Origin of the sequence: Pseudarthrobacter sp. NKDBFgelt, assembly GCF_046097905.1 — a bacterium.
In the GTDB taxonomy this organism is placed as follows: Bacteria; Actinomycetota; Actinomycetes; order Actinomycetales; family Micrococcaceae; genus Arthrobacter; species Arthrobacter polychromogenes.
In genome coordinates this window covers 1-10,311 of record NZ_JBJURL010000110.1, presented here as the reverse complement: position 1 = coordinate 10,311, position 10,311 = coordinate 1, and the positions used below count along the sequence as shown (strand labels likewise).

General features: G+C 67.9%; 9 protein-coding genes and 1 pseudogene. 4 read left to right on the top strand and 6 right to left on the bottom strand.

What is annotated here, in order from left to right; genetic code table 11:
* A partial coding sequence (locus tag ACKAE7_RS19500) for a DEAD/DEAH box helicase (protein ID WP_408980053.1) occupies window positions 1-1,280 on the bottom strand: 1,280 nt, incomplete at its 3' end.
* Between the two features lie 415 nt (window positions 1,281-1,695).
* Between ACKAE7_RS19500 and ACKAE7_RS19495 the strand changes: the two genes are divergently transcribed.
* Complete coding sequence (locus ACKAE7_RS19495; RefSeq protein WP_190612701.1) at window positions 1,696-2,478, top strand: class I SAM-dependent methyltransferase; 783 nt, start codon at window positions 1,696-1,698, stop codon at window positions 2,476-2,478.
* A 69-nt stretch (window positions 2,479-2,547) separates the two neighbouring features.
* On the opposite strand, the gene ACKAE7_RS19490 is transcribed toward ACKAE7_RS19495, so the two are convergent.
* Both ACKAE7_RS19490 and ACKAE7_RS19485 read right to left on the bottom strand, forming a co-directional pair.
* Window positions 2,548-3,933 (bottom strand): MFS transporter, encoded by a 1,386-nt coding sequence (locus ACKAE7_RS19490; RefSeq protein ID WP_190612700.1) that lies wholly within the window; start codon window positions 3,931-3,933, stop codon window positions 2,548-2,550.
* A gap of 14 nt (window positions 3,934-3,947) precedes the next feature.
* Window positions 3,948-5,249 carry an MFS transporter gene (locus ACKAE7_RS19485; RefSeq protein ID WP_408980052.1) on the bottom strand — a complete coding sequence of 434 codons (1,302 nt, stop codon included), beginning with the start codon at window positions 5,247-5,249 and terminating at the stop codon, window positions 3,948-3,950.
* A 92-nt stretch (window positions 5,250-5,341) separates the two neighbouring features.
* Between ACKAE7_RS19485 and ACKAE7_RS19480 the strand changes: the two genes are divergently transcribed.
* Together ACKAE7_RS19480 and trmB are read left to right on the top strand one after the other, a co-directional pair.
* Window positions 5,342-5,737 (top strand): hypothetical protein, encoded by a 396-nt coding sequence (locus ACKAE7_RS19480; protein ID WP_190612698.1) that lies wholly within the window; start codon window positions 5,342-5,344, stop codon window positions 5,735-5,737.
* 93 nt (window positions 5,738-5,830) lie between these two features.
* Window positions 5,831-6,754 carry a tRNA (guanosine(46)-N7)-methyltransferase TrmB gene (gene trmB, locus ACKAE7_RS19475; protein ID WP_190612697.1) on the top strand — a complete coding sequence of 308 codons (924 nt, stop codon included), beginning with the start codon at window positions 5,831-5,833 and terminating at the stop codon, window positions 6,752-6,754.
* Between the two features lie 58 nt (window positions 6,755-6,812).
* Here trmB and ACKAE7_RS19470 read toward each other — a convergent pair whose 3' ends face one another.
* Both ACKAE7_RS19470 and ACKAE7_RS19465 read right to left on the bottom strand, forming a co-directional pair.
* On the bottom strand, window positions 6,813-7,259 hold the full coding sequence (locus ACKAE7_RS19470; RefSeq protein WP_190612696.1) for a hypothetical protein: 447 nt from the start codon (window positions 7,257-7,259) through the stop codon (window positions 6,813-6,815).
* A 3-nt stretch (window positions 7,260-7,262) separates the two neighbouring features.
* Complete coding sequence (locus tag ACKAE7_RS19465; protein WP_190612695.1) at window positions 7,263-8,846, bottom strand: hypothetical protein; 1,584 nt, start codon at window positions 8,844-8,846, stop codon at window positions 7,263-7,265.
* Between the two features lie 241 nt (window positions 8,847-9,087).
* Between ACKAE7_RS19465 and ACKAE7_RS19460 the strand changes: the two genes are divergently transcribed.
* On the top strand, window positions 9,088-9,936 hold the full coding sequence (locus ACKAE7_RS19460) for a DUF1206 domain-containing protein (protein ID WP_190612694.1): 849 nt from the start codon (window positions 9,088-9,090) through the stop codon (window positions 9,934-9,936).
* Between the two features lie 19 nt (window positions 9,937-9,955).
* Here ACKAE7_RS19460 and ACKAE7_RS19455 read toward each other — a convergent pair.
* Window positions 9,956-10,311: pseudogene (locus ACKAE7_RS19455) on the bottom strand (anti-sigma factor); the annotation flags it as partial.

Sequence of the window (10,311 nt, the reverse complement as noted above, 5' to 3'; positions counted from 1 at the left end):
GCCTGGCGGCGTGCCCGCTTGCGCTCGGCGTTGGCACCGGTGGAGGTGCCGCCGCCCTGCTGCGCGGCCTTCTTGGCCAGCAGCGCTGCGCGGGTGCGGGGATCGATCTTCTCGGCTATGTCGCCCACCAGCTCCGCCACCAGCGGGGAGTTGGCGGTGACGCGCTCGAAGTTGACCTCCACGCCGGCAGCCTTCATCAGCTTTTTGACGTCGGTCTGCTGTTCCGGGAGGGTCAGCGTGACCACGGTGCCGTCGGAACCGGCGCGGGCGGTACGGCCCGAGCGGTGCAGGTACGCCTTGTGCTCGGTGGGCGGGTCAACGTGGATGACCAGTTCGACGTCGTCCACGTGCACGCCGCGGGCTGCGACGTCGGTGGCCACCAGGACGCGGACGTCACCGGAGGAGAACTCGGCCAGGTTGCGGTCGCGGGCGTTCTGCGACAGGTTGCCGTGCAGGTCGACGGCGGGGATCCCGGCGTCGGTCAGGGTCTTCGCGAGCTTGCGGGCGTGGTGCTTGGTCCGCATGAAAAGTACGCGGCGGCCTGCACCGGAGGCAAGCTCAACGATCAGCTGCTTCTTGACGGTCTGGTCATTGACCACCAGCACGTGGTGCTCCATGGTGGTCACCGCTGCCTGCGGATCATCCACTGAGTGGGTCAGCGGGTTGGACAGGTAGCGCTGGACGATCTTGTCCACGCCGTTGTCCAGCGTTGCGGAGAAGAGCAGGCGCTGGCCCTGGCTGGGGGTCATGTCCATGAGCTTCTTCACCACGGGCAGGAAGCCGAGGTCGGCCATGTGGTCCGCCTCGTCCAGGACCGTGATTTCCACGGCCTCAAGGGTGAGGACGCGCTGGCGGATCAGGTCCTCCAGGCGGCCGGGGCAGGCGATGACAATGTCGACGCCGGCACGCAGCGCCTTTTCCTGGCGCGCCTGGGAGATGCCGCCGTAGATCACGGTGGTGTTCAGGCCGGCGGCCTTGGCCAGCGGCTCGATGGTGGCGTTGATCTGGGTTGCCAGCTCACGGGTGGGTGCCAGGACCAGGCCCATGGGGCGTCCGGGCTTGCGGAAGTGCTTGGCTTCCCGCTCAGCGAGTCTTGCTACAAGCGGGATGGCGAAAGCGATGGTTTTACCGGATCCGGTCCGGCCGCGGCCCAGAACGTCACGCCCGGACAGCGTGTCCGGGAGGGTCTTGACCTGGATGGGGAACGGTTCAACAATTCCCTGTGCGGTGAGGGTGTCTGCAAGGGCCTTGGGTGTACCGAGGGCAGAAAAAGTAGTCATGTATTTATACGGTCTTTCAGGCGGTATCCAGGCGGATATCGGCCCCCGATGCCGGTTGGACCAGGGGTTCGCCGAAGAAAAGTCAGGTGATCAACCGGGCCGCTGCAAATTTTGGCAGTCAGCCGGGACCAAATGGAACGCGTTCATCGACGCAGGATGTGCCTCTCACATGAAAAAAACCCAGTCCCTGGCTGGAGGTGTACCTCCGAACAGGAAAACCTGGGCATCACTGCACATCAAGTTCCACCAGTCTAGCATCCCGCCGCCGTCGGCCCGTTCCCTGGTTACATCCCACCCCTTCCCTCCCCTCCCCAACTAGGTAGCGCTAAGTGTCGTTTTGAGCCCTGAAAACGACACTTAGCGCTACCCGGTTGAGGGCGTTGCCATCATTGGCGCCGCGGGGCAGGCTTGTGGCATGAGCGAACACGCGGCCCACCAGCATGAGACGCAGCATGACACGCGCGACGGCGGCCCGGGCCTTCCGGACGGAACATCAGCGGAGGCCGCGGGGATCCACAGCGGCGCCACCATCCACAGCGGCGCCGATCCCGCTGCCACCTGGGATGAGCGGTACCGGAGCAAACCCCAGATGTGGAGCGGCAAGCCCAACCCGCAGCTGGTCAGGGAGGCCGGGGGCCTGCGGCCGGGAAAGGCGCTGGACCTGGGCTGCGGTGAGGGCGCGGATGCCATCTGGCTCGCCCAGCAGGGCTGGACCGTCACCGCCGTCGACGTTTCCGCGGTGGCGCTGGACCGGGCCCGCTCGCACGAGAAGGCGGCGTTGGCCCGGGAAGCCGTCCACGCCGCGGATGGCGCAATCGCGAGCCGGATCACCTGGCAGCAGGCGGATCTCGAGCAGTGGCAGCCCGGGGCGTCCTTCGACCTGGTGACAACGCAGTTCCTGCATTCCCAGGAGCTCGCCTGGCAGGGACCGCTGCGGACGGCTGCGGCAGCGGTCAAGCCCGGCGGTACGCTGCTGGTGGTGGGCCACCACCCTGACCGGCTGCCGCCGTGGGGCGGTGCCGGGCACCACCACAGGGAGATGTTCTACACCGGCGATGAGCTGGTCCAGGAACTGGGACTGGAGGGACCGGAGTGGCAGCTGGAGGTCCAGACCAGCCGGGAGCGGCCGGTGACGGGGCCGGAGGGCCAGCACGCAACCATCGCCGACGTCGTGGTGCGCGCAACCCGGCTCCCCTGACCCTCTTGGAGTTTTTGTCCAGATATGCAGTGTTCCGAGGCCTGCAACCCTGCATATCTGGACAAAAACTCAGGGGGTTGTGGCGGCGGTGACCCGGGGCGCCACGGCGGCCGCGGCTGCGGCGAGCACGGCGGCAAGGCCAAAGACCCCGGCGAAGGAACCCGCCGTCGTCGTAAAGGCCGCGAACACGAGGCCCGTGGTGGCGAGCGCCAGCGCCCCGCCCAGGGAATCCGCAATGGACATGGCAGAGCTGTTGAAGCCCTCGTTCTCCTTGGTGGACAGCGCCAGGGTCATCACGCTGAGCCGCGGATACAGCAGCCCCATGCCTCCGCCCGCAGAGATCCAGCCTGCGATGGCGACGGCGGCCGGCCAGTTGAGCGCTGCCGTTGCCAGGGCAAGGACCACCGCTCCGAGGACCATCAGCGCCCCGATGCTCACGGCCCGGCGGTGCGGCAGCCTGGCACCCAGCCTGCCCTGGACAGCTGACGCGCCGGCCCAGGACAGTGCCCCGGCGGTGAGGGTCAGGCCCGCGAAGGTGGGCGAGAAGTCGTACTGCTCGATCAGCAGGTAGGGCAGGTAGACCTCGGCGCCGAAGAACCCGGCCGAGGCGAGCCCGCGGGTAAGGATGACGCTGGGCAATCCGCGCCGGGCAGTGAGGGTGCCACGGGGAACCAGTGGCCTGACTGCCAGCAGCGCCACGCCCACCGCGACGACAGCAAGGGCGCCTGCAACTGCGGGAATGCCGGGAACGCGCACCCCGGCGGACAGGTTGAGCCCGAGCACCGCGGCGGCGGCCAGCGCCGCCCACCCCAGCCGGCCCACCGCCCACGGCGTGGAGGTGTGGCTGGAGGGCGTGCCGAGCCGCCGCAGGACAGGTGCGATCATCAGCAGCGCCGGGATGACCAGGCCCACCACGCCCAGGAACACCCAGTGCCAGCTGAAGACCTGCGCCACGATCCCGGCAGCAAAAGGTCCCACGAGCGACGGGATCACCCACGCCGCGGAGAACGCCGCGAAGATCTTCGGGTGCAGCGCGCCGGGATAGATGCGGGCCACCAGCACATACAGCGAGACGGTCAGGGCTCCCCCGCCGAGGCCCTGCACCAGGCGGCCTGCCACGAGCGCCGGCATCGATGCAGCGGTTCCCGCGATCAGCAGTCCCAGCACAAACAACGCGACGGAGGTGTAGAGCGGGGCCGTGGGTCCGCGCCGGTCGGACCAGTTTCCGGCCGCAACCATGCCGATCACCCCTGTTGCCAGCGGACCGGCGAAGGCGAGGGCGTAGAGTGCCGCGCCGTCGAGTTCGCGGCTGACGAGGGGCATGATGGTGGTCACTGCGAGGGATTCGAACGCGGCCAGGAACACCAGGGCGCACGTCCCCACGGTCACCCAAAGGTACGGGCCCCCAAGGATGCCCGCGGCCGGACGGGTGGCTGGAACAACGGAATCCTGCACCTTGTCCCGGCCCCTCAGCTGACGAACCGGTCGCGGCCGGCGCGGTATCCGAAGACTCCCGCCAAGAGGCCAACCACCAGGAACAGGACACCGGCAGCGGTGAAGGACCCGGTGGCCTGGTGCAGCTGGCCCACCATCAGCGTCCCGGTGGAGCCGAGCCCGTAGCCCACGCCCTGCATCATGCCGGACAGGTGCGCCGCAGTGTGCCCGTCACGGGTCCGGAGCATGATCATGGTGAGCGCGACGGCGGTGAGGCTTCCCTGGCCAAGGCCCAGCAGCCCCGCCCACACCCAGACCAGGTCAAGGGGACCGAAGATACTCAGGGCGAAGCCGCCACCGGTCATCAGTGCGACCACGGTGTTGATGGCGCGCTGGTCCCGGAACCTGGCTGCGAGAGCAGGGGCAAACAGCGAGCCGAGCATCTGCAGCACGATGCACATGGAAACGATCAGCCCGGCGGTTGCCCCGTCCACGCCCCGTTCCCGCAGGATGGGCGCCAGCCAGGCGAAGACGCTGAAGGACATCATGGCCTGCAGCACCATGAAGATGGTCACCTGCCAGGCAACCGGGGAGCGCCATACGTTGACGCCGTCCCTGACGGCCTGGTGCCGGATGCGGGGCTGGCGGAGTGCCACCGGCAGGAACAGCAGAAGTACGACGGCGGCAGGCACCGCCCAGGACCACAGCGCCAGGGTCCACTCCCCCGAGGCCGTGTATACCGGGTAGGTGAAGCCCGCCCCGAGTGCCGCCGACGCGCAGATGGCCGTGGTGTAGAGCCCTCCCATCAGGCCCAGCCGGTGCGGGAAGTCCCGCTTGACCAGCCCTGGCAGCAGGACGTTGCACAGGGCGATGGCGGCTCCGCATGCGGCTGTCCCGGCGAGCAGCGCGGGCAGGTGGCTGGGACCGGGCAGCTCAAGGGGGCGGAGCAGCAGTCCTGCCGTGAGGACCGCCATGGCAAAGAGGAGCACGCGCTCAGCGCCGAACCGCCTTGCCAGGACCGGGGCAAGCGGCGCGAACACGCCCAGCAGGGTAACGGGTACCGTGGTCAGCACCACCACGGCCCAGCCGGGGAGTGCGGCCTGGGCCGTCACTTCGGGCAGGACCGCCGAGAAGCTGGAGAAGACTGTGCGCAGGTTGAGCCCGATCAGGACGAGGCACAGGCCCAGGTAGGCGAGCTGCCGCCGGCTCCCAACGTGGGTGGGGCCGGGTGCGGGCGCCTCATCAACCTCGGCGTCAACCAAAGTGCCCGGCTGCTCCTTCGCCGCAGGTTCAAGTGCCCGCTGCTTCCTTGCCCCGGCGTTCGTCGCTTCCCTCACCCGCCCATTCTTGCAGGACTTGTTTCCCGGGTTATCCACATAGAACCTGCGCGCCTCCCACCACCGCGGATCCGGACCATACCTTGGAAAGCATGAGCAACACCCACCCACCCGGCCCGGGCACTCCGATTGCAGATTCAGCGCCTCCACCCGGGATCGCCCGTTCTGCCACGTCCAGCCTGATGCTGGCGGTTATCGCCCCGGCGAGCATCTATCTCACCTTCCCTGTCGCGCTCATCGCACTAATGGGAGCCGCTGATTCCGGACGACACACCCTGTTCTCCTGGCTGGCCCCCTTGATTTTCTGGAGCCTTCCGTTGCCCCTTGGGGTCCTCTCCATCTCCCTGGCCCTTTCCACCATCAGGAGGTTTGGGCCCGAGTCCGAAAACGGGCGCCTGGCGGTGAAGTCATTGTGGATTTCCGGCGTTGTTTCCATTGTCGGCTTCTTCGTCACACTGCGTTTCATGCACGGAATGCGGTATTTCTGAAGCATCCACCCGCTTTGGAAGCACGTATAGCGTCCGCGCACTGCCTTACGCTGCTTTCTGCAACCACTCCTGCCCGCCGCTATTCTGGAAGGGATGAGCGAATCCCCAGAAAACCCCCAGCAGCCGCACGTCCCGAGGCCCGTTACGCCCGGAACGCAGGCGTCCTTCGGCACGTATGGCGGACGGCCGGTGAGCTTTGTCCGCCGCGGAACGCGCCTGCAGGGCCGGCGGCAGGCGGCATGGGAGGAGCATGCAGAGCGGTGGGCTGTGGACGTCCCTCGGCACGTTGCCAACACCTCCGTCCACCCGGACTACACCTTCCACGCCGAAGCAGAGTTTGGGCGCAAGGCTCCCCTCATCGTGGAGATCGGCTCCGGCCTGGGCGATGCGGTGTGCCACGCCGCCGAGCAGAACCCGGACACCGATTTCCTGGCAGTGGAGGTCTACACCCCGGGCCTGGCCAACACCATCATCAAGATCAACAGCCGCGGACTCCGCAACGTCCGGGTGGTGGAGGCCAACGCCCCGGAGGTTTTGGCCACAATGCTTCCGCCCGGCTCAGTCAGTGAACTCTGGGTCTTTTTCCCCGACCCGTGGCACAAGTCCCGGCACCACAAGCGCCGCCTCATCCAGCCCGAGTTCGCGGACCTGGCGGCGAGGGCGCTGAAGCCGGGCGGGTTGTGGCGGATTGCCACCGACTGGTCGAACTACGCCGTCCACGTCCGCGATGTCCTGGCGGACTCCAGGGATTTCGAAAACCTCCACACCGGCGAGCGCCGCGGGCCGGAAAGTCCCCTGACGCAGGTGTGGCAGTCCGGCGTCGAGTCCGTTGTGGGCGGGGCCCCGGTCCGGGAAGGCCGCGCTCCGGTCAGCACTGCGCATACAGGACCGAATGAGGGCATCGATGAAACGGGCGGCTGGGCACCCCGTTTCGAAGGAAGGATCCGGACTAGCTTCGAGGCGAAGGCCCATGAGGCCGGGCGGCTGATCTTCGACCTCTGCTACCGCAGGCGCTAACCAGCGCAGGGCAGGCAGCAGGCAGCAGGCAGGGGCAACGACCAGCCAGCAGCCAGGGTCAGGTGACGCTGATGGCGGCCACAATCTCCTTCAACATGCCGAGCCTCGGTTCTATGGACGGGTCCGTAGAGGGCCAGATGACCACCACGCCGATGAACCGCCCGTTCTCCCAGACGCCCACTGTGGCTGCAACCTTCGCCGAACCCCCGGCGTCGTTGTAGCCCACCACCACGGCGTACGCAGCTTTTCCCGGAAGGTTCAGTTCGCCCTCGGCAAGGAGGGAGCCGCCCCGCTCTTCCCGGTAGAACTCGGACATCAGGTGCGCCCACCCGTTCGCCTGCGGGGCACCGTGCACGGAGGCATCGTCCTTGATGACGGTCACCAGGACGTCGCCCAGGAGTCCGTACTGCTCGGTGTTGGGCCCGGCGGTGGAATCCTCCAGGACCTGGGTGTGCTCGGGAAATTCTGCGGTGAACCCCAGCGGGGATTCGATGTGCACTGACATGGGTCACAGCCTCTCGAGCTTGGTGTCGTTGGGCACCTTATAGTACGTGGACACGTTGGTGGTGGCCTGGTGTTCGGTCTTGACCTCCACCTCGCCCACCTTCACATCAAGGCCCGCCTCGTGGGAGGCCGTGACAACACTGTTGACCTGGACTGTGGCAGACCCGGCCTCGTAAAGCTTCGCCGCGTCCCGGGCCGCGCCGTAGTCGTTGCCCAGGGCGACGTTCCGCAGATAGCTGTCGATGACGTCCCTGTTCTCCGGGGTGTAGTCGACGTTGATCTTCACGGTGCCCTGGCTGCCCACGCTGACGGATGATTCCACCTTGGCCGCCTTGACGTCCGTGCCTGCCGTGACGCCCTGCGCTACCGTTCCGTCCATCGACACCGTCACCGAGTCGATGTTGCTGTCCTTGTCCAGGCTGACCTGAAGCCCGCCCTTGCCGGAGGCCTCGAACACCCGGCCGTCGAGGTTGAGCTTGCCCTGCGCAGAAACCTCGCCGCCCGCCGTCGCGGTCCCGTCCGTCAGGTTCCGTTCGTAGGCCAGGTCCAGCTTCGCGGAGCCGGAGGCGGTGCCTGCCTCCCCTGTGGCCTCCAGGGACAGCGTTCCCTTGGCCTTGTCCGTCTGGCCTGTGGAGCCGTTGTCGCCGGCGGCCTCGTTGATGGTGTCCAGGATGTACCCCGGCGGGTTGCCGGCCACGTCCTTGATCTCGCCCACGCTGTCCGGCGGCAGGTCCCGGTACATCTGCTCCCGGGCCTCCATGGCCTCCTCCACGCTCCCGAACGTGTACTCGCGCGAAACCTCGCCGCTGAGCGTGACTCCGGCAGCGCCGGTGGTGTCGTTCACGCCCAGGCCCATGTTTCCGTACACCTTCATGGTGGCGGAGCCGTCAGCGTTCTCCACCACTTCCGTCCCCACTTCGGCGCCGCCGTGGACCCAGGCGACCCGCGCCTCGATGGAAGCCTTGCCGGTCTCGGAGTAGACGGGGATGTCCGCCTTGGCCAGCTCCTGGAGGTGCTCCCTGGCCTGCTCCTGCACGGAGGCGGGGATTCCGCCGTCCATGCGCATGAGGTCCCGGGCAAACGGGCCGTCGTCGTTGCCGCCTTCGATCAGGTACTGCCGGTCAGCCGCGGAAAGGCTGTCCCACCAGGCGGCCTGCTCCTCCGGGCCCGCCTCCAGCATGCGCTCCAGGTCCGACTGCAGCTCCCGGCGGTGTTCGGCAGCTGCTGCGGCGGAAGCGGCCTGTTCCCTTAGCCAGTCCCGTGCCTGGACGGCCAGTGACGTGATCCGGTCCCAGGCGCTGTTTGCGCCGCTGCCGGCCGGGGACGATGACGATGATTTCTCCTGTTCATCAGCGTGCTGCAGCAGGATCCTGGAGTTCTCCCGCAGGCTGTTCACCACTTTGTCCAGGCCTGGCCGGTGGTTTCCGCTCCACTCCTGCCGGAACCGGTCACCGTCGCTGCCCTTCCACGGCGCCGACTGGATCTGGCTGTGCAGTGAGCTTGCCTGGGTACTCAGCGATGACGCCGCCCTGTCGGCGGCTCTGGCCAGGGCCCGCAGCTGGCTGACGTCTGCGCCGTAAAAAGTCATGGTGTTCCCCCGGGAGATTTTCGCGGTGCGTGTTCAACCGCTGGTGCATATCGTTGCACAGTGCCCGCGGCCGGGCGATGGGGATCCCTCCCCATCGCCCGGCGCGTCAGAGGTAACCGGGCAGAGGCCGGCGCCGGGCGCCAACCGCCTTGGTCCGGCCACGGGAGGCCGCCCCTGTTCCACTACCGCCCGGGCGTGGCACGATTGGCCTAGTGTGCAGGGGCGCACACCGGAAGAGCACTTGCACAAAGGAACCGCCATCAAAAGAGAACTCAGGCAGGCCGCCGACGCGGCGGAGAACGTCACCAACTCGCGGACGCTGGAACTGCTGGCGAGGGCCGGGTTTGCGGCGAGCGGGATCCTGCACCTGCTGGTGGGGGCAATCGCCATCCGGCTGGCGTTTGGCGGTACCGGGAACGCGGACTTCAGCGGCGCGGTGTCCGAGCTTGCCACCCAGCCTGCCGGGCCGTTCCTTCTCTGGGCGAGTTTCGCGGCCTGCGCTGCGCTGGCGCTCTGGCAGGTCAGCGACGCCATTTTCGACTACAACCACCTGCCCACCAAGGAAAAGGCCGGCAAAAAGGCCAAGGCGGGGGCACAGGCACTGGTGTTCACCGGGCTCGCCCTGACCCTGATGTCCTTCGCCACGGGAACGGGCTCCGGCGGGGACAACCAAAAGACCGCCAGCGACCTGACCGTCGCGGTCATGCAGGCCCCCGGCGGCATAGCCCTGCTGGTCCTGCTCGGAGTCGGCATCGCGGTGACCGGGGTGGTGTATGGCATCCGCGGGCTGAAGAAATCGTTCGAAAAGCACCTGGCCATGCCCGCATCCCCCACGGCGCGGACCGCTGTGACCGTCCTTGGAGTCACCGGGTACGTGGCCAAGGGAACGGTGCTGCTGCTGACGGGCCTGCTGATCGCCATCGCCACCCTGCAGGCGCACCCGGAGGACTCCACCGGGCTCGACGGCGGGCTGCGGGCCCTGCGCGACCAACCCTTCGGCATCTACCTCCTGGCCGCGGTGGGTGCCGGGCTGATCTGTTACGGCGTGTTCATGATGGTGCGGGCCAAGCTGGCCAAAATGAACCGCTAAACCGGTACCGCCAGGAGAATCAGGGCACGGTCACCACTGCCACGGCGCGCTGGGTGCCGTCCCGCAGTTCCACGCTGGAGATGCTCCCCAGCTGTACAGGCGTGGCCCCCGTGATCCTGACCCTGCCGCTGGGGGTTGCCGTCCAGGCGCAGGCACGGTCCTCGCCGCCGGCCCGGTCGCGGACCCACAGGGACAGCGTCCCGTCCTGCGGCAGGCTGCTTCCGTTCACGGCCAGCTCGGTTCCCCAGGTCTTCCGGGCGAGGTCGATGCTGAACTGGAGGCCGCCGGCGGACTGCACCGAGTAGGTGGCGTCCGGCTGCGGCGGCCGGGCCAGGAGCGGACCCGCCGCGAGGCCCAGTGCCAGGCACGCGGCGG

Coding starts and splice junctions, on each gene's coding strand:
- ACKAE7_RS19465 (WP_190612695.1), bottom strand. CDS start 8,846: ATGACTTTTTACGGCGCAGACGTCAGCCAGCTGCGGGCCCTGGCCAGA.
- ACKAE7_RS19470 (WP_190612696.1), bottom strand. CDS start 7,259: ATGTCAGTGCACATCGAATCCCCGCTGGGGTTCACCGCAGAATTTCCC.
- trmB (WP_190612697.1), top strand. CDS start 5,831: ATGAGCGAATCCCCAGAAAACCCCCAGCAGCCGCACGTCCCGAGGCCC.
- ACKAE7_RS19480 (WP_190612698.1), top strand. CDS start 5,342: ATGAGCAACACCCACCCACCCGGCCCGGGCACTCCGATTGCAGATTCA.
- ACKAE7_RS19495 (WP_190612701.1), top strand. CDS start 1,696: ATGAGCGAACACGCGGCCCACCAGCATGAGACGCAGCATGACACGCGC.